The sequence below is a fragment of the Myxococcus faecalis genome, from assembly GCF_050039385.1.
Taxonomy (GTDB): Bacteria; Myxococcota; Myxococcia; order Myxococcales; family Myxococcaceae; genus Myxococcus; species Myxococcus fulvus.
The window spans coordinates 10,555,514-10,579,133 of sequence record NZ_CP144336.1 but is presented as its reverse complement, the minus strand read 5'-3'; the positions used below and the strand labels follow the sequence as shown (position 1 = coordinate 10,579,133).

Below are 23,620 nucleotides of genomic sequence, written 5' to 3'. Positions count from 1 at the left end.
CGCGGCGCCGACTCGCGCCACGCCGTCCGAGGGTTGCCACACGCGCGCTACTCCACCCGGAGCACGCCCCACAGACCGCCGCCGCTCCACAGGAAGCTGGAGTGGTCGCGGTACAGGTAGTCACCCGAGGACTGGGTGATGCCCCCGGCGCCGTACTCGGGAATCATCGTGTACGACTGCATCACCGACGCGCCGCCCTGCGTGGAGATGATGGGCGACGAGGCGTTGGGCCCCATCACCCGCGACTGGCTGCCCGCGCGCCAGGGGTTGCGGCGCCACTCCGCGCCGTGCACGGAGAGCGCGTGCTGACGCGAGTGTCCTGACGGGTGACCGAAGCGCCAGCGCAGCGGGTCTCCCGGCTTCGCCCGGAACAGCGGCGTGGCCGGGTCCAGGTGCACGCTGGAGGCGAGGATGTGGTGCAGGTCGAAGTCGTTGATGGCCTCGGGGCTCGTCTGCGGCGGCACGCCCAGCCGGGCCCACAGCGGCTCGGTGCGGTAGTTGAACGCCTTCTGCCCGGTGTCCTGCGAGTCGTCGATGCCCGCGGTGTTGCGCAGCGCGGTGCCGCTCTCCAGCCCGTCCGTGTCCCAGAAGGTGGAGTCGTCGCTGTGCAGGCCCAGGTCATCTTGGAGGAGGGCGACCAGCTCGCGGAACGTCTCCTGCGTGCCGTCCGGCAGGGTGTGCGAGACATAGGCCTGGGCCTCGGTGCCCGGGTCCGTCATCCAGTACGCGTTCGTCGGCTCGATGATGAGCGCGCCGATGGCGCCGTGCATGCCGTGGTTCACCACGTCCGCCATGTTGCGCAGGTTGACGATGCCCAGCTCCATGGGCGTGCGGCGTCCCCAGGGGAAGGGAATCCCGAAGGGAGAGCTCTTGAACTCGCCCGCGAACCACCGGTACGTGCGCACCCCGCCGGGCGGCACCGTCTGCACGGCGTTGAGGCCCACGTTGGCGCCGTCATCCACGTTCACGTCGTAGTTGACGAGCTGCGGATGCAGCGACACGTGGTTCGACATCCGCACCTGGTTCACGTTGAAGTAGGGCGTGATGGCGGCGTGGTGCGCCCAGGTGTTCTGCTTCGTCAGCGAGCTCGAGGGCAACCGGTTGGTCAGCACCACCTGGACGCACTCACCCGCGCGGGCGCGGAGGATGAGCGGCTCGGGCTTGCGGCTGCCGTTCTTCAGCGCGGCCAGGTGCGCGTCCTGCGCGAAGATGATGGCGTCCGGGTCGTAGATCTTGTGCGCGTCGTTGTAGACGAGCCGCTTGCCGTACAGCCACGTCTTCGCGTCGATGGCGGACACCCGGTACAGCCGCACCGGCGCACCCACGGGGCACGAGTCCGTCTTGACGGGCTTGATGCCGAACCAGCCGAGCTCCTCATATTTGAGCACCAGGTCCTTGTCGATGCGCATCATCCCGTCGCGGTCCGCCATGACGTGCTCGACCAGGCGCGGCTTCACCGGCTTGCCCTCCTCGTCCACCTCGTACGAGTCCTGGACCGAGTCGCGCTCCTTCTCCGGGTCCATCACCTCCAGGCCCGCCTCCTCGGGCAGGTCCAGCAGCTCCATGGGCGGATACGCCTGCGCCTGGGGCTCCGCGGCGCCTCGCGTGGTGAAGATGTGCAGCTTCGGGTTCTCGTCCGCCGCCAGCAGCGCCACGTCCGCCAGCGAGCGCAGGCCGCGCTGCCGGTGCTTGTACGTGCGGAGGATGCCCCACAGGCCGTTCCACAGGTCCCCCGTGGACGCGCTCATGTACATGTAGTCCGCGGTCTCGTACGGGCCGATGATCTGCGGCAGGCCTCCGGTCAGGTTGAACTCGAAGTGCTCGGAGATGCCGATGGCCTGCGCGTTGTAGTAGCCGCTGTCCGGGTCGTACATCTCCTTGAGCCACTTGTTGCCGTGCAGCGTGAAGGAGTGCTGTTCCTCCTGCGCGCCCTGGATGAGGCGGATGCGGATGTTGTCGCCCGGGTAGCCCGCCATCACCGGCGTGTACGGGTCGCCGTGGATGTCCGAGCGGAACACGTTCGCCATGTCGCCCCGCGCGCCGAGCCGCTGCACGCGCCCGCCGCAGGAGAGCCGGCTGCTGATGCGCAGGGGGATGGGCTCGTTGTGGTAGTTGATGGTCATCCCGCCGGGGTCCGCCGCGCTGATGGCCTCCGGCATGGGCACCGACTCGAAGTCCACGGCCCACGGCAGCTTCGTCTCCTTGTAGTTGGGCGGGTTCACCGGCTGACCACACTCGTCGTACAGCGGCACGTAGTCCGCGAAGGCGAGCCCGAACTCACGGAAGCTGTCGGCGGGGTTGGCGGCGATGATGTCCGCGCGCCAGCTGGTGGGGCCGCCGTCCGCCACGCGCGAGCCGAAGTAGACGCCCGTGCGCGGGTCCCTCCACTTGGAGCCCTCGGGCTCGACGATGAGCGCGCCGTAGAAGCCGTGCTGCTGATGGGACGACGGGCCGAAGTGGTCGTGCGTGAAGACGGTCTCCAGCGGGTGCTTGCGGCCGGTGTTGCTGGGCAGCGGGTCCGCCCACCAGCGCTGCACGGTGGTCTGCGCGGTGCCCGGCGCGCGAGGGATGCGCGGGTGGGTGGCCGGTGCGCTCAGGTACACGCGCGGCCCGGACTCGCCCACCGTGCCGTCCGCCGCGAACGCGCCGCCCGCGGCGTTGGCCAGGTGGATGCGGTGGGCCACCGTGTCCGAGGACAGCGTGCCGTCCTCGTAGTTCCAGCCGTTGCCGGCGCCGTCCGCCGCCATCACGTCGAACTTCACCAGGTGGATGTGCTGCCCGATGACGTCCGTGGGCGTGTAGATCTGGAAGTCGTCCGGGTTGAGGTGCGCGGGGATGATGTTGGTGGCGTAGAAGTTGATGCACTCGCCGGACGCGGCCCGGAAGAAGAAGGGCTCCGGGGCGCGCTTGCCGTCCTGCGTGGCGGCCACGTCCTCGTTGAGCACCATCAGCCGCGCCTGCGGGTCATGCCACCCGGCGCGGTTCACCCGCTGCATGGCGACCTGGAGATACGTCGCGCGGTAGTTGCGCTTCGTGGTGCGCTCGGGGCACGGGTCCGCGAAGGGCGCGCCGGCCACGGGCTTGCGGCCGTTGATCAGGAACCGGCCGGTGCCTCCCAGCGCGGTGTAGCCGGGGTAGTAGCGCGCCAGCTCCGCGAAGGCGGGGTCGGCGTGCAGCGGCGCCACCGTGGGCGCGCTCGTCCCGGCGCTGCTGGGGAACTCGCCCGCGTGGAACGCCATGGCGGCCTTCTCCGTGGGCGTGCCGTCGTGGGGCAGCAGCTTGATGTTGAGCGCGGTGGGGTCCACGTCGAAGCGCCCCGAGTTGCCGTAGGCCACCGGGCCCACCGCGTTGGTGACGATGTGTCGCGGCAGGCCGCCGTCGTACTCCAGGTCCAGCGGCGCCTGCGGCGCGCGTCGGCCCGGCATGCCGGCGATGTAGAAGGGGAAGCCCGGGAACGCGGGCCGCGACATGGGGCCCGAGGGCGTGCTCACCGTCGTGGCGACGTACGTGGGCATGGGCGGCATGGCCCGCTGGGGGATGGGGATGACGGCGGGGTTGGGCGTGCCGCCGGAGATCTCCGGGTCCGGCAGGCGGCGGTCCTTGGTGCCGGCCTCGAACACGTCGTGCACGCGCCACAGCGCCCACATGCCCTGCGCGAAGTGCGGGTAGAGGTGGCAGTGGTGGATGGAGTCGCCCGCGGTGAAGTTGCGGTTGCCCGAGCCTCCGAAGTTGATGTCGTAGGTGAAGGCGGAGCCGGGGCCCACCGTCTGCGAGTCCAGATAGTTGGAGTCCTCCGCGCCGGGCGAGTACTTCCACTGGTGCGCGTGCAGGTGGAAGACGTGCGTCTCCGCGGGGCCCGCGTGGATGTTGCGGATGCGCACCGGGTCGCCCAGGTAGCTGTGGTGCACGTTGGACGGGTCATCCGGGTAGAGCGCGCCCACGGCCTTGCCGCTGGCGTCCTTCTCCACGTTCATCGCCGGGTCCCCATTCGCCCAGGACTCGAGGAAGAACTCCTCGTACTCACAGGTGACGCAGTCCTTGGTGGGGCCGATCTTCGCGCGGTTGGCGAGCAGCTCCGCGCCCAGGCCCGCCACGCCGTAGTTGACGCCGAAGCCGTCGCGGACGCTGTGGAAGGTGGGGTTCCACTCCAACTCGTCGAACGCCTGCACCGCCTTGATCTCATCGTGGTAGATGGCGGTGAGCTCGCGGAAGTGGCCCTGGTCGATGGATGAACGGGTACCCATCACCGTGCTGGAGTAGCCGGTGATGATGGCCTCCAGGTCGCCGTGGCGGATCTTGTGGTTGGCGTCGAGGATGGCCAGGTGCGGGCGCCCGGTGTCGTCCAGCTTCGCGTAGTCGATGAGGGGCGTGCCGTCCGGGTTGAGGCCGGTGGTGACGGACTTGAGCACCGACGCGCTCACCTTGGAGCGGTACCAGACGCTCCCGGGAGGCTCGACGTTGACGGCGCCGAAGAGCCCCTGCGCGGTGGAGCCGCCGTCGCCCTCGCCGCCGAACGAGGCGCCCATGCTGTGGAAGAAGAAGACGCCCTCGTGGTCGGCGTACCAGTGGTAGTCCGTCTGGCCGCCGGAGGGGACCAGGCTGCTGGTGTTCCGGCCCACCCAGGCCCCGTCCGAGTCGATGCTCCAGTACTGCAGGCCCTGGATGTGGAGCGAGGCATGGCGCGTGGCCGGGGAGTTGTCGCGGTGGTCGTTCTCCGCCTCCAGCTCCTGCCCCCACCAGAACCACCGGCCGCCCACGGCCTTGTTCTGCACCAGGGACTCGACGGGGTCATAGGTGGGCGTCCACACCCACGAGGGCAGCACCTTGCGCAGGAAGGAGAGGGTGGTGGAGCCCTCCGCCTTGCTCACGCCGGGCTGGGACTGGTTCGGGCTCGGGATGGCGGAGCGCGTGGGCGCCAGCCAGTTGAAGAACTTCACGTGGAGGCAGTCCCCCACGTTCGCGCGAAGGGTGAGGGGGCGTGGCCGCTTGCTCGTCTTGAGCCGCGTGTTGCCGGGCCCCAGGGGCTTGCTCGGGCTGATGGGCTCCACGTCCTCCAGCAGCGCGTAGATCATCCCCGTGGGGTTGAACGAGCCCAGCCGGTTGTACGTGTACACCTGGTCCAGCGCGACGACGTCCGCGTGGACCGTGCGCGCGCAGCGAGGGGCGGCGACCTTCTGGGGGGAAGGGTCCACCTGCCGCGTCTGCGCCTCCGCCATGGGCTGGTTCCCCGGCGCCGCGACCGTGGACGCGGCGTCCTTGTCGGGCTGGCAGGACAGGATGAGGAAGGTGGTCGCCGCCAGGAGGAGCCGCTGTCGCGCGCGCCCCTCCGGACCTCGGGGCGGAGGTGTTCCACCCGGGTGATGTCGTTTCTCGCTCGAAGACACACTTCCCCCAGTATCGGCCCCCTTCGGGGCGATTCTCTGATTAAGCCGCCAGGTGTGAGACTTCTGTTTCTGAGAGACTTCTCACAAACCCAGACGTTGTCTGTGTCTGGGATGTCTCACTATGGGTGCTGGCCGCCGGAAGTAAACACAGCGTGTAAACACCCGGACTCGCGACACTCCTCGGACGTTCCGTGAGGTTGTCTGAGAAGTTTCAAAGGAACAGGGAGTGCGGGGTTGTCTCGGGCGTACACGTAATTGTTTGAATTGCCTGAATTTTCCTGGGGTAAAACCCACCCAGTGGGTGGCAATTTGCTACGCCGATGTTGGAATTTTGCCAGCTCGAAGGAGGGGCGACGGTTGTAGGCTGCAGGCCCCCCCGCAGGTCACACCTACTTCGGAGTCTCTCCTTCATGTCTTTCCGCCAATTGCTGGCGCCGCTCACGGCGCTACTCCTGGTCGTCACCGCTTGCGGCGATGATGATCCCCCCAGTCCTGTCTGTGGCAACGGTGTCGTCGAGCGCGGCGAAGCCTGTGACGACGGAAACACCACCAACGGCGATGGGTGTGAGAGCTCATGTCAGCCGACCCCGAGGCCGGATGCCGGTCCGGGCGGAGGCGACGGCGGCCCGGGCGAGCCCGATGCGGGTCCGGGTGAGACCGACGGTGGCCACGTCGAGCCCGACGCGGGCCCCGGTGAGACGGACGGTGGCCAGGTCGAGCCCGACGCGGGCCCCGGTGAGACCGACGGTGGCCAGGTCGAGCCCGACGCGGGCCCTGGTGAGACGGATGGCGGCTCGGGGATTCCCGACGCGGGTCCGGGCGAGACGGATGGCGGCTCCGGTACGCCCGACTCGGGTCCCGGTGAGACGGACGGTGGCTCGGGGACTCCCGACGCCGGCCCGGGTGAGACGGACGGCGGCTCGGGTACGCCCGACGCCGGTCCAGGTGAGACGGATGGTGGCTCGGGGACTCCCGATGCCGGCCCGGGTGAGCCGGACGCGGGCCCTGGGGGTGGCACCGTCGTGATGTGCCCCGCGGCGAACCTGCCTCCTCCGGCGACGGGGAGCTGCACGGTGACGTCGGGGAGCGCGGCGAAGCTGTTCACCGGCATCGTGCTGGCGCCGGACAAGGTCTACCACGGGGGGCAGGTGCTCGTGGACTCCGCGGGTGTCATCCAGTGCGTGAGCTGTGATTGCTCGCAGGCCGCGGGCGCGGCCTCGGCCACGCAGGTGACGTGCCCGCAGGCGGTGGTGTCGCCGGGTCTCATCAACGCGCACGACCACATCACCTTCCAGAAGGCGCCCTTCGCCCGGACGGATGAGAAGTACGAGCACCGTCACGACTGGCGCCAGGGCAACAACCAGCACACGCGTCTGCCCGCGGGCAACACGGCGGGCGCGGACGGCATCCGCTGGGCGGAGCTGCGCCAGGTCATCGCGGGCACCACGTCCATCGCCGGCTCCGGCGGCGCCAAGGGCCTGCTGCGCAACCTGGACGCGCCGAACACGTCCGACACGGGCACCAACCAGGAAGGCCTGGGCGCGGGCTCGGGCGCGGAGTACCAGACGTTCCCGCTGGGGGACTCGGATGGTCGCGAGCGCGCGAGCGGCTGTGACTACGAGCGCGTCGACTCGCCGTCGGTCATCCCGGCCGCCTCGGCCTACCTGCCGCACATCGCCGAGGGCATCGAGACCAGCGCGCGCAACGAGTTCCTCTGCCTCTCCGGGCAGCAGTCCGGGGGCCAGAACATCCTCAGCTCCCGCACCGCCCTGGTCCACGGCATCGGCCTGAGCGCCAGCGACATCCGGATGATGGCCACCTCGAGCACCAGCCTGGTCTGGTCGCCGCGCTCCAACATCGGCCTGTACGGCGACACCGCGGCCATCCCGCTCTACAAGTACCTGGGCGTCAACATGACGCTGGGCACCGACTGGCTGCAGTCCGGCTCCATGAACATCCTGCGCGAGCTGCGCTGCGCGGACGACCTGGACAGCGACTACTTCAATGATTCGCTCAGCGACGCGGAGACGTGGGCGCTGGTGACGGGCAACGCGGCGCACGCCTTCCAGGCGACGAACACCGGCGCGCTGGTGCCGGGCAAGGTGGCGGACGTGGCCATCTTCCGGCTCAACGGCCACGCGTCCTCGCCGCACCGCGCCGTCATCCGGGCGGAGCCCGCGGACGTGGTGCTGACGATGCGCGGCGGCAAGGCGCTCTACGGCGAGTCCTCCGTCGTCTCCGCCCTGAGCGGCGGGGGCTGCGACACGCTGGATGTCTGCGGCGTCGAGCGCTCGGTGTGCCTCCAGTCCGAGATCAGCATGTCGCTGTCCACGCTCCAGTCGCGCAACTCCGGCGCCTACCCGCTGTTCGCGTGCGGCGTGCCGACGGACGAGCCAACGTGCGAGCCGTCCCGCACCTCCACCAACACGCGCTGGCCGGCCTCCGTGTCGGGCTCCACCGTGTACTCCGGTGGCCTGTCGGGCGCGGACGTCGATGGCGATGGCATCCCCGACGAGGTCGACAACTGCCCCGGCGTGTTCAACCCGGTGCGCCCGATGGACCAGGGCGTGCAGCCCGACGTCGACGGCGACGGCGTGGGTGACGCGTGCGACGTGTGCCCGTTCGCGCCCGGCACCACCGAGTGCACCCGCCCCAACCCGAACGACACCGACGGCGACGGCATCCCGAACGCCACGGACAACTGCCCCAACACGCACAACCCGGACCAGACGGACTCGGACGGCGACGGCAAGGGCGACGCGTGTGACCTCTGCCCGGCGCCCAACCCGGGCGACGCGGCCTGCCCGCTGTCCATCTACGCGGTGAAGCAGCCGGGCACGGGTGGAACGTCTCCGTGGCTGGGCCAGCGCGTGGTGCTCTCCAACGTCACCGTCACCGGCGTTGGCGCGACGGGCTTCTTCGTGCAGGTCAACCCGCTGGACCAGGGCTACCAGGGCCCGGACTACTCGGGCGCCTTCGTCTTCACCCGCACGGCGCCGCCGAGCGCCGTGGCGGCCGGCTCGCGTGTGAACGTCGACGCGACGGTGGCCAACTACTTCGGTCAGCTCCAGCTGGCCTCGCCCTCCGTGGAGGTGGTCTCCCAGGGCAGCACGCTGCCTCCGCCGCAGGTGGTGACGCCCGCCGAGGTGGCTACGGGTGGCTCGCGCGCCACGACACTGGAGGGTGTGCTGGTGCGCGTGTCGCAGGTGCAGGTGACCAACACCGCGCCCACCCCGGGTGGCGGCGACACCGCGCCCACCGGTGAGTTCGAGGTGGACGGCGCGCTGCGCATCAACGACTACCTGTTCTCGTTCCCGCTGCCGGCGCTGGGAGACCGCTTCTTCTCCATCACCGGCGTGCTGGAGCTGCGCAACGACCACTCGAAGATCGAGCCGCGCTCCGCCGCGGACCTCGTTCCGGCGAGTGCGGGCGAGGTGTCGCTGGCCTCGCTGGCGCCCACGGGCGTCTTCGTGCGCTCGGGCGTCAACGGCCCCACGTTCCCGGAGCCGCTGACGGTGACGCTCACCGGGCCGGTGACGGTGGACACGGTGGTGACGGTGGCGTCGTCCAGCCCCGCCGTCTCCGTGGTGGGAGGCCAGGTGGTGATCCCCGCGGGCGAGCGCTCCGCGGTGGTGCTCCTGAACACCGACTCGGCGTTGGACCCGGACGCGAAGAAGGCCACCCTCACGGCCACGCTGGGCACGGTGTCCCGCGACGCCACGGTGACGGTGCTGGCGGTGGACCAGCCGGCGGCGCTGGAGCAGCTGTCTCCCGAGCTGGTCGTGGTGACGGGCGGCGGGACGGCCACGCTCACGGTGACGCTGGATGTGCCTCCGTCGGTGGACACGGTGGTGAGCCTGTCCGTGCAGCCGGCCAGCCTGGGCGCGGTGCCGGCCCAGGTGGTGGTGCGCGCCGACACGCTGTCCGCGAAGTTCGACTTCACGGCGGCCAACGTCAGCGGCGAGGGCCAGGTGGTGGCCAGCCTGGGCGGCGACTCGGTGTCCGCGCAGCTGCGCGTCACCGAGCAGCCCGCGGGCGCCAACCACGTGGTCATCAGCGAGACCGCGCCGGCGGGGTCGGGCGGCGCGAACGACGAGTTCGTCGAGCTGTTCAACCCGACGACGAGCCCGGTGGACCTGTCCGGCTGGAAGCTCCAGTACAAGAGCGCGACGGGCACCACGTACCTGTCCTTCACGCTGCCGGCGAACTCGATCATCCAGCCTCGGGGCTTCTTCCTGCTGACGCACTCCGGCTACAGCGGGGCGACGGCGGGGGACGTGAGCTGGGGGACGGTGTTCTCCATGTCCGCCAGCCGCACCGGCGGCGGCAACCTGCGCATCGGTGGGCCGGGCCTGGGCACCAACATGAACGACCCGGCCACGGTGGATGCCTTCGCCTATGGGACGGGCAATGCCCCCGAGGGCACCGCCTTCCCGACGGTCCCCGCGGAGGCCGGCTCCTTCGAGCGCAAGGCGACCATCTCCTCGACGGCGGCCACCATGGAGGGGGGCTCGGAGGCGGCGGCGGGCAACGGGTATGACTCCGACGACAACGCGTCCGACTTCATCCTCCGGACGCAGCGCCAGCCCCAGAACACCAGCAGCGCCACGGAGTAGTTGACTCAGGGCCTTCCGGCCCCTACCGGGTCCATCAACCGGTAGGGGCTGGAAAACCCGGCGCGGCCGGGTCATAAGCGTTCCCGTGCGAGTCGTCTCATGGAACGTGAATGGGCTGCGCTCGGCCCATACCAAGGGCTTCCTGCCCTGGCTGTCGGGCGCCCGGGCGCAGGTGGTGGCATTGCAGGAGGTGCGCGCGCGCCCCGAGCAACTGCCGGATGAGGTTCGTGCTCCGGCCCGGTGGAAGACGCACTTCTCGGCCGCGGAGCGCCCTGGCTACAGCGGGGTGGGGCTGTTCTCCCGCGACGAGCCGGACATGGTGGAGACCCGGCTGGGTGTCCCGGAGATGGACGTGGAGGGGCGGCTGCAGCTCGCCCGCTTCGGCAAGCTCACCGTGGCCAACGTGTACTTCCCCAACGGCAACGGGAAGGACCGTGACCTGAGCCGCATCCCGTTCAAGCTCGCCTTCTACCGACGCCTGTTCGACCAGCTGGAGAAGCCGCTGCGCGACGGTGAGCGGCTGCTCGTCGTGGGCGACTTCAACACCGCGCACCAGGACATCGACCTGGCCCGGCCCCGGGAGAACCGCGAGACGAGCGGCTTCCGTCCCGAGGAGCGCGAGGAGCTGGACCGCTGGCTGCGCGCCGGCTGGGTGGACAGCTTCCGACACTTCCACAAGGGCGCCGGCCACTACTCGTGGTGGAGCCAGCGCTTCGGCGTGCGCGAGAAGAACATCGGCTGGCGCATCGACTACGTGCTGGCGTCCCCCGCGGCCATGGCCTTCGTCAAGCGCGCCGCCATCCATCCCGACGTGTCGGGCTCCGACCACTGCCCGGTGAGCGTGGACCTGGACTCCGCCGTCCGCTGATCCCCCTCGAGGCTCTCAATGAACGCACTGCTCTCCATCTGGACCTGGGTCGAGATTGGCATCGTCGCGCTGGTCGGCTTCTTCGTTCAGCTCGTCATCGCCGTCTTCACGTTGCCGTTCGACAAGAAGCGCTACGCGGTGGGGAGGTGCTTCCGCATGGTGGGCGTCACCGCCGCGAAGCTGACGCCGTACTGGCGCTTCGGCATCCACGGGCCGGTGCCGGACCAGGTGGCCCCCAACACGGTGGTGGTCAGCAACCACGAGTCCAACGCGGACCCGTTCCTCATCTCCCGCCTGCCGTGGGAGATGAAGTGGCTGGGCAAGGCGAGCCTGTTCAAGGTGCCGGTGGTGGGGTGGATGATGGGCATCGCCGGGGACATCCCCGTGCACCGCGGCGACAAGGAGTCCGCCACGGGCGCCATGGCGCGCTGCAAGCAGTGGATGAGCAAGGGCATGCCGGTGATGATCTTCCCGGAGGGCACCCGCTCGAAGACGGACGAGCTGTTGCCCTTCAAGGACGGCGCCTTCCGCCTGGCCATCGAGCAGCAGGCGGACGTGCTCCCGCTGGCGGTGAGCGGCACGCGCAAGGCGCTGCCCAAGCACTCCTGGCGCTTCTCCACCTCGCGCGGCCTGGTGACGGTGGGCACGCCCATCTCCACCAAGGGCATGACGCTCGATGACGTGGAGAAGCTCAAGACGCTGGTGCGCGAGCAGATCCTCGCCCTGCGCGCCACGCTGCAGCCGCTCACCCAGGACGCCGCGACGCCGGGGACTCCCAGCGCCGCGTAGCGGCTTCGACGAGGCACGCCGCTCAGGCGTCCGTGACTTCGTTGTCGATGATGTGGCAGCCCGACTCCTCGTCGAGCGCGTCCTCGATGAAGCCGCGCAGCAGGTCCTTCCCGCCGATCTCGAAGGACAGGCTGATGCGGTCGCCCTCGATGTGGACGTCCTTGTCGGTGGTCAGCTTGCCGCCCAGGGCCACGGCGCTGCCCTCGACGCGGGCGTTGCCCCGGAGGCGGACCTCGCCGCCCATGGACACCGCGTCGCCCTTCACCACGGCGCCGGCCTCCACGATGACGCGGCCCCGGATGGCGACCGCGTCGTCGACGGTGGCGCCCTTGCGGATGATGATGTCGCCCTCCACGGCGACCACGTCCTTGGCCTTCTCGCCCGCCTCGATGACCAGGTCCGTGCCCTGCACCACGCGGCTGCCGTCCTTGGCCGTGGTGTCGCAGACGACCTTCACCGGGGAGGTCGACTTCCTGGCCGCGTCATCGCCGGCGAAGGCGGGCAGGGCCAGGGTGGACGCGAGGGCCAGAGTGGAAAGGAAGCGTGAGCGCATGGACGGCTCCTGGGGACGACCGGGTTGAGAGGTCTACGCGGCAGGCCCACACCCATTGCATGGGTTTGTTTCCCTCCCGGGAGGCAGGTCGGGGCGCGCGGCTTGCAGTAGGGTGGGGGAGGCCCTGGCCCGCACGCCCCGAGGTTTCCCCTGGCCACATCGTCGACGCAGCAAGACTCCTCCTCGCATGACCTGACCATCTGGGCCTATGCCTTCGGCTATTTCGCGGCGTATGCCCCGTACAGCGCGCTGACGAAGGCGTTGTCGAGCGGCTCCCTGCCGGGCATGGAGGAGGGCATCGTCGGCTTCACGCTCCTGCCGGTGAGCGCGGCGACGTCGATGGTGGGGATGTTCGTCTTCCTCTCGCTCAAGCGCTGGTGGCGCTTCGCGGCGCACCGCCAGGTGCTGGGCCTGCGGGTGCCCGCGCCGGGGGCGTGGACGTTCCTGTCGGGGATGTGCTCGGCGGCCATCATCGGCACCACGACGCTGGCGTACACGCTGGAGGGCACCTCCATCGTCTTCATGATGCTGCTGATGCGCGGCGGGGTGCTGGTGCTGGCGCCCATCGTGGACGTGCTCAGCCGCAGGCACGTGCGCTGGCCCTCGTGGGTGGCGCTGGGGCTGAGCTTCGCCGCCGTGCTCGTCGCGTCGGGGAAGGACGCGCGCGCCACCCTGACGTGGGTGGCCGCGCTGGACGTCGGCGTGTACCTGCTGAGCTACTTCATCCGCCTGCGCGCGATGAGCCGGCTGGCCAAGTCCGAGGACAAGAGCCTGTCCATCCGCTACTTCGTGGAGGAGCAGATGGTGGCCACGCCCTTCCTGGTGCTGGTGCTCGGGCTGGTGGCGGTGTGGGGCGGCGCGGGGCCGGCGCTGGACATCCGCGAGGGCTTCACCGGCATGTTCGCCCGCGGGCGGCTCTTGGAGGAGATGCTGGTGGGGCTGTTGTCCCAGGGCACCGGCATCTTCGGTGGGCTCATCCTGCTGGACGCGCGGGAGAACGCGTTCTCCGTGCCGGTGAACCGGGCCTCCAGCGTGCTCGCGGGCGTGGTGGCCACGCTGGGGCTGTCGCTGTGGCTGGGGCTGCCGGGCGTGGGGCCGCGCGAGCTTCTGGGCGCGGCGCTGGTCATGGTGGCCATGACGGTGCTGGCGGTGCCCACGGTGCTCGCGGCGCGCCGGCGCGAGGCCGCCCTGAAGGCGGCGCTCGGGCCTTGAGTCCCTGACGCCTACTTCTGGGTGTCCTGCGGGACGTGCAGCGTCAGCACGGGGCAGGGCGCGCGGGAGACCAGCTTCTGCGCCACGCTGCCCAGCAGCATGCGCGACAGCCCCCGGCGGCCGTGGGTGCCCATGATGATGAGGTCGAAGCCCTCCTTCTCCACCAGCTCCAGGATGGTGGAGGCCGCCTCGCCCACCACCACGCGGTGCTTGAGCGGGACGGAGGCCGGCTCCATCTGCTTGAGCAGCGTGGCCAGCTCCTTGCCCGCCGTGTCCAGGGCGACCTGCTCCAGCGAGAGCGGGTTCCATCCGGGGGCGGCGACGAGCAGATCCGGCGCGACGTACTGAGGGGGCTCCCACGCGTGGAGGACCTCCACCGACGCGTTGAAGGGACGGGCGAGCTGGAGGGCGTAGTCGACGATGGAGCGAGAGCCCTCGCTCAGGTCGACGGGGACGAGAATTCGGGATGGCGCTGCCATGGTCGGCTCCTCGCTGAGGTGAAAGGCCCTCTCTTGGGGTGGGGCCGAACGTCCTCAGATGGAAGTTGCGTGCCAGCGCCTGCCCGCCCGTTCGCCACCGCGACGCGCAAAGCTTGCGGGGAGGCGAGCGCGGCCCGCGATTCGTGCGCAGGATGGCCCCCATGCGACCTCCCATTGATCAGGCCACGGTCCTCATCACCGGCGCGGCCGGGGGTATCGGCCGGGAGCTTGCCCGGCTTTTGTCCCGGCGCGTCCGCACGCTGGTCCTGGTGGACCGCGAGGTGGCGCGGCTGGAGCCGCTGCGTGAGGAGCTGCTCACGCGCTATCCCACCCTGGGCGTCCTCCTCCACGCCTGCGACGTGTGCGAGCCGCGCGAGGTCGACGCGATGGTGGCCTCGCTGGAGGCGCAGTTCGTCCGGGTGGACGTGCTGGTGAACACCGCCACGCTGGGCCTGCGCGGGCTCTACGCGGAGGCGCGCTGGGGAGGGCTGGAGGAGCTCCTGCGCTCGAACGTGTGGGTGCCCGCGCTGCTGACGCACCGGCTGCTCGCGCCCATGCTGGAGCGGGGGCGGGGCGGGGTGCTGAACATCGGCTCGGGCGCGGCGCAGCTCATGCTGCCCGGCTCCGCGATGTTCGCCGCCACGCAGCGCTTCCTCGACGGCTTCACCGAGTCGCTCCGGCTGGAGGTGGAGGGGCGCGGCGTGGTCATCACCCGCGTGGCTCCGGGACCGGTGGGGGACTCGGGCGCCGAGGAGGCGGGGCGCGCGCCCTTCTTCCAGATGTCGCTCGAGCGCTGCGCTCGCGCCGCGCTGGCGGCCTTCGAGCGGGGCGAGGCGCTGGTGTACCCGGGCTGGGGACACCGCTGGGTGATGCGGCTGTTGCCCCTCCTGCCACGAGGGCTCCAGCGGAGCCTGGGGCGGCTGGCGCTGCGCGGTGTCCGCCGCGAGGCCCTGGCCGCGCCCGACGCCCTGCCCGTGGGGCTCGCGTCGCCCGTGCTGCTGGCGCGCGAGCCCAATCCGGCGTGACGGCCTAGAGGCCGATCTCCGCCAGACGCGCCTTCACGCGGGTGGCCTTCACGCCGGTGTTGGCCGTGCCGCGGCCCTGCGAGTTGCCGCCCAGGCCGATGTGGTGCAGGCCCACCACCTGGTTGGAGCCCGTCGACAGCACGGGCGAGCCCGACGAGCCGCCCAGCGTGTCCGCGTCGTAGGACAGGTCCGTGGTGGAGTAGTTCGCGTTCTTCACCACGCCCGGCGACAGCTTCTTCGTCGGCGAGCAGCCCGACGACGTGTAGTAGTCGCAGTTCTGGTGCACCACGTAGATGCTCGCGTTGGTGGCGGCGTTGGCGCTGGCCACCGTCAGGTAGCCCTGCACGTTGCCGGGGAGCTGGCCGTTGGTCGCCGAGCAGCGCAGCGCCGTCATGTCGTCGGTGGACCACGTCCTGATGAACGTGGCGCAGGAGTACCAGACGCGGCTGGCCGAGGCGACGCCGTCGATGTAGTTGAAGGACACCCGGGCCCCCACGGCCTCGGACGCGCTGCCCACGCAGTGGTTGTTGGTGATGATGACATCCGGTGACACCAGCCACGCGGTGCAGCGGCTGCCCACCGCCGGGATGGACAGGTAGCCCACCGCCTTGGCCGCCGTGGCCTGCGCGCCCGTCAGCGTGGTGGAGCTCACCCAGTTCACCGAGCCGACGATGACGTTGGATTCCTGCGACTGCAGCGGCTCGTTCGCCTCCTGGTCCGGGACATCGGGGGACTGCTCGGTACCGCAGGCCGACAGGGCACCCATCACGAACAACGCACGCAGGCTCTTGGCGAACATCGGGTCTCCTCCACACGCGGGATTGCGCGCGGCGTGCCCAAGGCACTCCCCATGCCAGCGTTCCGCGCGGGACACTTCCACTCGACAGCCCTCCTCGCGCCGGGCCCCGGGTGGTGCGCGCGTGCTCCGCTCCGTCACCGGCGGTTGTAAAGCCCCTTCGCGTCGCCGCCGAGAGTCTTCATGATATTCGTGATTTACAATTAATTCCGGAACTGTCCTGTAATGGGACGCTCCCGGCGTCGGGTGTCGTGGTCCCGGACAGCGACGGAAAAATCCACGGGCCGCGTTCCGCTCGCTCATTGAAGAGGGGGAACGCGGCCCGGGGGCGCGGTGAGCGGAGCGCGGGCGCCTAGCCGATGATCATGTCCTCGCGCTCCAGCGTGCCCTCGGAGAAGCGGCGCAGGTTGAAGCGGGTGAAGAGCTCGTCGGACTCGCCGGTGCGCATCCACTTCGCCATGCGCTCGGCGACGGCGGGGGCCATCATGAAGCCGTGGCCGACGAAGCCGGACATCTGGAGCAGGTTGTCCAGGCCCGGGGTGCGCCCGAGGATGGGGTTGTTGTCCGGCGTCACGTCGTAGCAGCCGGCCCACTGGCGCAGCACCTTCACGTGGCCCACGTGGGGCAACTGCTCCATGAGGGCCTGGGCGAAGCGGGACACGAAGCGCAGGGTGCTGCCCATGTTGAGCCCGGCGGGCTCCTTGGGGTCACCCATGCCGCCCACGATTTCGCCGCGCATGGACTGGCTGAAGTACAGGCCCGAGTCGAGCACGGACACGAGCGGCCCCAGGAAGGGCTTGAGGGGCTCGGTGCTGAGGATCTCGTGGCGGTGCGGCTCGTTGGGCAGCTGCACGCCGACGAGCTTCGCCACCTCGGGGCTCCACGCGCCGGACGCGAGCACCACGGTGTCACAGGCGATGTCGCCGCGGTCCGTCTTCACCTTGCGGATCTGTCCGCCGCTGACGTCGAAGCCCGTCACCTCCGTGTACGTCTCCACGCGCACGCCCTTCTTGCGGCAGCCCTGCGCGTAACCCCACAGGAAGGGCCAGGGGAAGATGACGCCGTCCTCGGGGTTGAAGGACGCGGCCACGCAGCCCTTCATCGTGAGGCCCGGGACGATGTCGCGCGCGGCGTCCGGCGTGACGAGCCGGGTGGGCACGTCGAAGCGGTTGTGCAGCGCCACGTTGCGCTCCAGCCGCCTGGCCACCGCGTCGGTGCGCGCGAGGAACAGGTAGCCGCCCTGGCGCAGCCACACGTTGATGCCCATCTCCCGGGCGAAGCCCTTCATCAGGTCGATGGAGCGCTTGGCCAGCTCCACCAGCGCCGGGGTTCCCCACTGCATGCGCACGCCGCCGCCGTTGCGGCCGGACGCGCCCGCGCAGAGGTAGCCGCGCTCCAGCACCACCACGTCCGTCTCGCCCTCGCGCGCCAGGTTGTACGCGAGCGCCAGGCCCATGATGCCGCCGCCGATGATGACCACCTTGGCCTTGGCGGGCAGGGGCTCGGTGGGGCGCAGGCCCTTGGGGAAGGCATCCACCTCCTGGGGCACGCCGCCCACCGGGGGCTGGGACTCGTCCACCGGGGCGCTCGCGAGCAGCCGCAGCTCGGTGGGGTAGAGCGGAGGCCTGGGCGTGAAGGGCACCACCGCGTCGGCCTTGAGCGCCTTCTCCTGCTCGAGGAGCGCGGCCACGGCGGACAGGCAGCTCTTGCCCTGGCAGATGCCCGTGCCGAAGCCCGTGTAGCGCTTCACCGACTCCACGTCGCAGTAGCCCCGCGACACCGCGTGCCGCACGTCGTCCGCGGTGACGTCCTCGCAGGAGCAGATCATCGACTTGCTCATGACAGTCCCTCCACCAGCGCCTGGGCCGCGCGGCGGCCCGCCTCGGACGCCTCCTTCGCGCTGCCTCCGCCCGTCACATCTCCGGCCACGAACACGTCCGCCGCGTCGGTGCGGCCCTCGGCGCTCGCCTCCACCCGGAACAGTCCGCGCGAAGCCTCGAAGGAGACCTTGGCGCCACCCTGCCGCGCCAGCTCGAAGCTGGGCGTCACCGGCACCGACACCAGCACCGCGTCGCAGTCCACCTTGCGCCGTCCTCCCTGGCGCGGCGTGAAGCTGAACCCGCTCACGTGCCGGAGGCCGTGCGCCTTGGGCTCCGAGCCCTCCACCGTCGTCGGATGTGCTCCCGCGCCCGGCGCGCCCTTCAGGTCCACCACGACGGCGACCTTCACGCCGTGCTCCTCGAGCAGCCGCGCCAGCCCTTGCAGCTCCTGGCCCCAGCCCACCAGCGCCGCGCGCTCCGGCGCCACCGCGTGCCGACGCAACAGCAGGCTGGCCGCGCGGCCCGCGTAGACGCCGGGCAGGTCATTGTTCTCGAAGGGCACCATCGGCGGGTGTCCACCGGGCGTCAGCAGGAAGCGCTCCGCGTAGACCTTGAGCAGCCGCGCCTCGCCGTTCTCCCGGGCGCCCACCGCGAGGTAGCGGCCCTGCTCGTCGTCGTACAGGCCCAGCGCCGTGGCGCGGGTGACGACGCTGTCCCGCGCGAGCGTGGCCACGTCGTCGATGGCGGGCGCGTCCGCCTCCGGGGCGCCGTGCGCCAGCCGGCCACCCACGTGGTCCTCGCGCTCGAACATCAGGAAGGGGATGCCCCGTCCGGTCAGCTCCCTCGCGGCGGCGAGCCCGGCGGCGCCCGCGCCCACCACCGCGACGCGGGTGCGCAGCGTGCGAGACGGCGGTGGAGCGGGGGCTGCGTCCTTGGGCAGCAGGCCCAGGCCCGCCAGCTGCCGGGCCACCTTGGCCATCACCGTCTCCGCGACGGGCACGCCGGCGAACATCTCGTGGTGGTCCAGGCCGTTGGGGAAGAACCAGTCGATGGTCTCGAACACGTCCACCTTCGCGGAGGGGTACGCGTTCTGCCGCTCCAGCTTCATGCCGTCGCGCGCGGGCGTGCGGCACGTGTAGACGTTGGGCAGCCCGTCCACGCGCATCAGGCACTGTGAGCACGCGGCGGCGAAGCAGTAGGGCCCGCGAGGGCGGTGGTACTTCACGGAACGGGCGAGCATGGGCTCGCCCGCGGCGACGAGGGAACATGCCACCGGCTCGCCCTCGATGGCGGGGATGCTCTCGCCCTCGAGGTCCACGGTGATGGCCCTGCCGCGCAACGAGGCATCTGGGAGACGTCGCATGGGTGCCGCGCAAAATGGCGTAACGCCCGCGGGTGGTCAAAGCCTGTCGGCGCATGACGCACCCCGGTCATGAGGCCCAGCCGACAGTCGAGGTGATGGCGCGCTGGAACTTCTCTAAGACTCCCGCAGAACGTCACCGGGGACCGCGACGGGCCGTCTCAGGCCTCGTGGCGATCCCCGGTGGGTGGAGCGGGCGGCCGTGCAGGCCGTGGTCCTTGACGCGCCGGGCAAATCCCGGCGCGGGTGCGTCAGAGCGGCTGCTCCCCGTGGGTGTGGATGGGCTCGGGGATGCCCATGCCGCGCGGCCGGTAGCCGAAGCGGGTCCGGATGACCGCGCCCAGGGCGATGAGCACCACCAGGCAGGAGACGATGGCGCCGAAGACGGGGATGGCGCCCACCACCAGCAACACCAGCAACCCCAGCGCGAGCACCACCGCCTGCGTCTTGCGTCCGCGCATCACCGGCAGCCGCGTGCCCAGCTCGCTCGCCACCGCCGCGAAGCCCAGGGCCGCCGCCAGGGGCGCCGCCATCCACAGCACCAGCGCCGCGGGGATGCCGATGATGGTGATGGCCAGCACCACCGTGAGCGGAATCATCGCCACCACCCCGAGCAGGCCCGTCAGGCCGCTCTGCACCGGCCGCGCGCGGATCTCATCCCCCAACTGCTTCATCCGCGAGGGGAAGAACATCTGGCCCAGGAAGCCCAGCCCGAAGAGCACCGCGAACGTGAGGATGAACCCGGCGAGCCCGCCCCCGTCGTCGTCGTCGCGGTTGCGCCGCCGCTCCTCGCCCTCGTCGCTGGACTCCTGGAGGCCCTTGTTGAGCTCCTTCGCGACGACGCGGCCGATGTTGGCCCCGCCGAAGGTGTTGATGCTGCCCTCCACGTTCGCGCCGTCCTCGCGGTCCACGTTGCCGCCGAAGGAGGACACGTCGCCCTCCACGGAGGCGCCGGGCTTGAGGACCACGTTGCCGCCGAAGGCGTGCGCGTCACCCTCCACGTGGCCGTGGACGATGAGGTTGCCGCCGAAGGCCACCGCGTCCTTCTCCACGTTGCCCTTCACCACCAGGTTGCCGCCGTACACCACGGCGCTCTCCACCGTCTGTCCCTCCTTCACCTCCAGGGACTGACCGCGCGCCACCACGTTGCGGGCCCCCGAGCGGCGCGAGCGCTTGAGCTCGTCGCGGGTGCGGTGCATCTGCTCGCGGATCTGCTCGCGCACCTCGCGCATCGTCTCCGCGTCCGTGGCGGAGTCCTCTTCGTGCTCGGAGCCATCGGAGGCGACCGCGGGCGCCGCCGGAGCGGGTGGCGCGGGCGGGGCCACGGGCGCGGGGACCGCCTGGGGCGCGGGCGCCGGCTCGGCGAGCCCCTGGGCCGCGGCCTCCTTCTCCGAGGGCGTCATGGGGCGCAGGGTGATGATGGAGCCGTCCTGCTCCATGCGCAGCGAGTAGGCGCGGGACACGGTGCGCAGGGCCTGGTCGGCGGAGATGCCGCGCAGGTGGACCTCGGCGGGGACGTCCAGGTCGCCGGTGACGACCAGGTTGAGGCCGCCCTTGTCGGCGATGGTCTTCAGCGCGTCGCGCAGGCTGCCGCGGAAGGAGACGTCGATGCTCTTCGCGGCGGGCGCGGACTCGGCGGCGCGGGCGGCGGGCGCGGACTCGGCGAGCGCGAGGGGGGCGCCCAGGAGCAACGCGGGGATGAGGAATCGGGAGGAGATCTTCATGGGTCGCTCAGGCTTCGGAGGGGGTGGGGGCGCTGCCCGCGAGCCGCTTGAGACCGGCCAGCGACGTCAGGAGGAGGAACGCGAGGAATGCGGCCACGGCCAGGCCCTCGGTCGACCACAACGCGCGGGCGCCGCTCAGCACGCCCTCGGCCAGGAAGCGCCCCTCCACGAGGAAGGACGCCACGCCCGTGCCCAGCCGGCCGAGCGCCTGGTCGTTCATCACCAGGTAGCCCAGCCCACCGAGCAACGAGGTCAGCAGGATGGCGAGCCCGGACCAGACCTCGCGACGCTGAGGTACGGGCTCCGCCGCCACGCGTGCCATGACGCTGGCGACCAGGGTCGGCGGCGGGAGGGGATCCGCCAGCCGGTACAGGTCGTTCTCCATCAGCCGGTGCTCTTCGAGGACCCCCGCGCAGGCGTCACACTCGGCGGCGTGGTCCAGCGCGGGGCCTTCACCTTCCTCCAGCTCGGCGAAGAGGACCTCGAGGTCGGGGCAGGGGTGCGCGCTCATCGGGGGGCCTCCTCCGTGCTCATCTTCTTGCGAAGCTTCTCTCGGGCCCTGAAGAGCCGGGCCATGATGGTGCCAGGGGCGCACCCGAGGATCTGGGCGATCTCCTTCGTCGTGCGCTTCTGGACGTAGTAGAGCGCGAGGACTTCACGATCATCGACGGAGAGCGTAGCCATGGCCTCCTCCAGCGACTGGCGCTCCTCGCGGGCGATGGCGCCCTCCTCCTGGGAGGCCTCGTTGCTGGGGAGCACCTCCTTCATGGGCTCCAGCTCCTCGGTGCGCACCTTGGTGCGGCGGCGGAGCAGGTCCAGGCAGAGGTTGCGGGTGATGGCCAGCACCCAGAGGTCGAACGGGCGCGAGTCGTCGTACCGGTGCAGGTTCTGGTACGCGCGCAGGAGCGCCTCCTGGGACACCTCCGCGGCCTCGGCCTCGCTCTGCAGCAGCCGGAGCGCCAGGCCGTAGACCTGGCGCTGGACGCTGCGCACCAGGGACTCGAAGGCGGACGGATCTCCACGGCGGGCCGCCTGCACGTCGGCCTTCCAGGGGAGGGGGACGGCGTCGTCAGCCATCAGCATCCCGATGGCGTGGGCGAGGGTCCCGGGAGCGTCGTCGAGGGCAAGAGCGTTCACACCTGGGTCTACGGTGTGCGCGCTCCCCCATTGCGTCCAGGTGTTTCATCGCCGTTGCAGACTTATTTCTTCCGTGATTTCGAGCGCTTGGCTTCGGTCTCCGCCCGGGCGACCTCGCGGGCGGCCTTGCGCTGGCGCTGTTTTTCACGGAAGCCGAGCGGGGCGGCGGGCTCCTGCCTGGGCTTGGGCTCCGCCTGCTGGGCGAGCGAGCGGCCCCGGGTGGGCGTCTCGGAGACCTCGGCCGTGCTCTTGCGTCCGGGACGGGCGGGGGCCTCGACCTCGGAGGTGGTGCGCCGACCGGGCCGGCTGGGGGCCTCGCCGCGCGCGGGCGCACGGCGGTCCGAGGCGCGCGGACGCTCCTCGTCGAAGGTGGTCTCGGCGCGGCGGCCGGCGGCGCCACGGGCGGCGGGGGCCCGGCGGCCGGTGCCCCGCTCCTCACGGACGGGAGGGCCGCGGCGGCTGGAGGGGGCACCCTCGGCCTGCTCCTGCTCGACGAGGTGCGCGCGCTGGGAGGCGCGGATCTCCTCCGCGGTGTCCTCGGCGTACTCGAAGTGGAACAGGCGCTTGACGACGAGCGTGGCGTACGCGCCCGGCGGCAGGGTGAAGGCGACGTTGACCTTGATGTTGCCCCGGTTGAGCTCGTCGGGCTGCGTGCGACCGATGACCAGCTTGTGCGGGAAGGAGAGGACCGGGCGCTCCTCGTGCTTGAAGAAGAGCATGCGCTCGGCCCCGGGGATGACCAGGTCCGACAGCTTGAGCTTCTCGCGGCCGAGCACCCAGCGCACGGCGTCCTCGACCTTCGGATCCGTGAAGGTGCTGTTGGGCGCGAGCAGGGGGAAGGTGGCGTCGCGCAGCACGCGCAGCGTCTGCGGATCCGCATCCTTGTGGAACAGGAGCGAGCCGGCCTGGTAGCGCATGGGGAACAGCGACTCACGCGGCAACAGCAGTTGCAGGTAGCGCCGCACGCCCTCGTTCCAGAGGTAGCTCTGGTAGGTGAACAGCTGCATCGCGCGGTAGTCCGCGTCGATCTGCAGGAAGGCGCGGGTGAAGTTCTTGGGCTCCTCGCGCAGCGCGCGCAGGACGCGGTGGTACTTCTTGGTGCCCTCGAAGGGGACGCGCGCGTCCCAGTGGCCCCAGTTGTCGCGCCAGAAGGCCTTCACCTTGGCGTCCTCGGAGCGGTCCAGCTCCGACGGCTTGGCCAGGTAGTTGTGGAGCGCCGCCTCGAAGTCGCCCCGGATGAGGTCCTTGGCGATGAAGCCCTGCCCGTGCTTGAGCGAGCCGAAGCGCTGGCTGTCGAAGTAGTTGATGACGCCCAGGCGGTTCACCTCGGCGGCCGCCACGTTGAGGGGGCCCAGGGACGACTCCTCCAGGGCCCTCACCGTCACGGAGAAGCGGTTGGACGTGATGTTCGCCGAGGACAGGGCCTTGTTCGTCCGGCCCAGGTACTTCAGGCGGAGGTCCGGCTCCTGCATGTCCACGTCGGCGCCGTCCACGGCGATGAGCTGCTCGGTGCGGCCCTGCTTGTCCTTCAGGCCGCAATAGCTGATGGAGCCCGGCTTGAGACCGAACGCGTCCCGCAGGCGTGCCACGGCGTCGAACGTGGACAGCTTCTGCTTGTCCATCAGGTAGACGCGGAAACGCCCGGAGGCGACTTCATCGAAGCGGTAGGATTCCTTGACGCTGAAGTCTTCGGGCTTCTGTTTGATTCGCACGGGCCCCCCTTACCAGTGTGGGCCCTGGGAGAGAAGCGGGGCGGAGGACGGGGGACCAGGGGGAGGGGGGTGGACGGAGCTGACGCGCCGTCCCAGGAGCGGGACCCTGACCGGCCGTGCAGCCCTCCGGAGGGGGCCCTGGTCG

The 23,620-nt window shown here is 70.7% G+C and carries 15 protein-coding genes; 5 read left to right on the top strand and 10 right to left on the bottom strand.

Annotated features, from left to right (window positions below):
* Positions 1-47: 47 nt before the first annotated feature.
* Entirely contained in the window at positions 48-5,384 is a 5,337-nt protein-coding gene (locus VZQ01_RS41930) for a copper oxidase (RefSeq protein ID WP_426746456.1), read from the bottom strand.
* A 410-nt stretch (positions 5,385-5,794) separates the two neighbouring features.
* On the opposite strand from VZQ01_RS41930, the gene VZQ01_RS41925 reads away from it, so the two are divergent.
* The 3 genes from VZQ01_RS41925 (at position 5,795) to VZQ01_RS41915 (ending at position 11,657) form a co-directional block, all read left to right on the top strand.
* On the top strand, positions 5,795-10,000 hold the full coding sequence (locus tag VZQ01_RS41925) for a lamin tail domain-containing protein (protein WP_426746455.1): 4,206 nt from the start codon (positions 5,795-5,797) through the stop codon (positions 9,998-10,000).
* An 85-nt stretch (positions 10,001-10,085) separates the two neighbouring features.
* Complete coding sequence (locus VZQ01_RS41920; RefSeq protein WP_267696261.1) at positions 10,086-10,868, top strand: exodeoxyribonuclease III; 783 nt, start codon at positions 10,086-10,088, stop codon at positions 10,866-10,868.
* A gap of 18 nt (positions 10,869-10,886) precedes the next feature.
* A complete protein-coding gene (locus VZQ01_RS41915) occupies positions 10,887-11,657 on the top strand; it encodes a lysophospholipid acyltransferase family protein (RefSeq protein WP_141327203.1) in 771 nt (256 codons plus the stop codon).
* A 22-nt stretch (positions 11,658-11,679) separates the two neighbouring features.
* On the opposite strand, the gene VZQ01_RS41910 is transcribed toward VZQ01_RS41915, so the two are convergent.
* Positions 11,680-12,210 carry a hypothetical protein gene (locus VZQ01_RS41910; RefSeq protein ID WP_223748712.1) on the bottom strand — a complete coding sequence of 177 codons (531 nt, stop codon included), beginning with the start codon at positions 12,208-12,210 and terminating at the stop codon, positions 11,680-11,682.
* A 261-nt stretch (positions 12,211-12,471) separates the two neighbouring features.
* Here VZQ01_RS41910 and VZQ01_RS41905 point away from each other — a divergent pair, with 261 nt between their 5' ends.
* A complete protein-coding gene (locus VZQ01_RS41905) occupies positions 12,472-13,422 on the top strand; it encodes a hypothetical protein (RefSeq protein WP_223748711.1) in 951 nt (316 codons plus the stop codon).
* A gap of 11 nt (positions 13,423-13,433) precedes the next feature.
* Here the strand turns inward: VZQ01_RS41905 and VZQ01_RS41900 are convergent, their stop codons facing one another.
* The gene (locus VZQ01_RS41900) at positions 13,434-13,901 is read right to left on the bottom strand and encodes a universal stress protein (protein ID WP_223748710.1); all 468 of its coding nucleotides are present in this window, start codon (positions 13,899-13,901) and stop codon (positions 13,434-13,436) included.
* Between the two features lie 161 nt (positions 13,902-14,062).
* Between VZQ01_RS41900 and VZQ01_RS41895 the strand changes: the two genes are divergently transcribed.
* Positions 14,063-14,926 carry an SDR family NAD(P)-dependent oxidoreductase gene (locus VZQ01_RS41895; protein ID WP_223748709.1) on the top strand — a complete coding sequence of 288 codons (864 nt, stop codon included), beginning with the start codon at positions 14,063-14,065 and terminating at the stop codon, positions 14,924-14,926.
* A gap of 4 nt (positions 14,927-14,930) precedes the next feature.
* Here VZQ01_RS41895 and VZQ01_RS41890 read toward each other — a convergent pair whose 3' ends face one another.
* The 7 genes from VZQ01_RS41890 to truD form a co-directional block, all read right to left on the bottom strand.
* Positions 14,931-15,725, bottom strand: a complete 795-nt coding sequence (locus VZQ01_RS41890) for a trypsin-like serine peptidase (protein ID WP_223748708.1) — start codon at positions 15,723-15,725, stop codon at positions 14,931-14,933.
* 349 nt (positions 15,726-16,074) lie between these two features.
* Positions 16,075-17,562 (bottom strand): FAD-dependent oxidoreductase, encoded by a 1,488-nt coding sequence (locus VZQ01_RS41885; RefSeq protein WP_267696257.1) that lies wholly within the window; start codon positions 17,560-17,562, stop codon positions 16,075-16,077.
* Complete coding sequence (locus tag VZQ01_RS41880) at positions 17,559-18,905, bottom strand: 2Fe-2S iron-sulfur cluster-binding protein (protein WP_426746454.1); 1,347 nt, start codon at positions 18,903-18,905, stop codon at positions 17,559-17,561. The genes VZQ01_RS41885 and VZQ01_RS41880 overlap by 4 nt, the downstream gene beginning before the upstream one ends.
* A gap of 248 nt (positions 18,906-19,153) precedes the next feature.
* Entirely contained in the window at positions 19,154-20,626 is a 1,473-nt protein-coding gene (locus VZQ01_RS41875) for a DUF8173 domain-containing protein (protein WP_223783230.1), read from the bottom strand.
* A gap of 7 nt (positions 20,627-20,633) precedes the next feature.
* Complete coding sequence (locus VZQ01_RS41870; RefSeq protein ID WP_223748704.1) at positions 20,634-21,137, bottom strand: hypothetical protein; 504 nt, start codon at positions 21,135-21,137, stop codon at positions 20,634-20,636.
* Positions 21,134-21,703, bottom strand: a complete 570-nt coding sequence (locus VZQ01_RS41865; RefSeq protein ID WP_174816812.1) for an RNA polymerase sigma factor — start codon at positions 21,701-21,703, stop codon at positions 21,134-21,136. Before VZQ01_RS41865 ends, VZQ01_RS41870 begins: the two co-directional genes overlap by 4 nt.
* A 122-nt stretch (positions 21,704-21,825) precedes the next feature.
* Positions 21,826-23,475 carry a tRNA pseudouridine(13) synthase TruD gene (gene truD / locus VZQ01_RS41860; protein WP_426746453.1) on the bottom strand — a complete coding sequence of 550 codons (1,650 nt, stop codon included), beginning with the start codon at positions 23,473-23,475 and terminating at the stop codon, positions 21,826-21,828.
* Positions 23,476-23,620 lie beyond the last annotated feature (145 nt).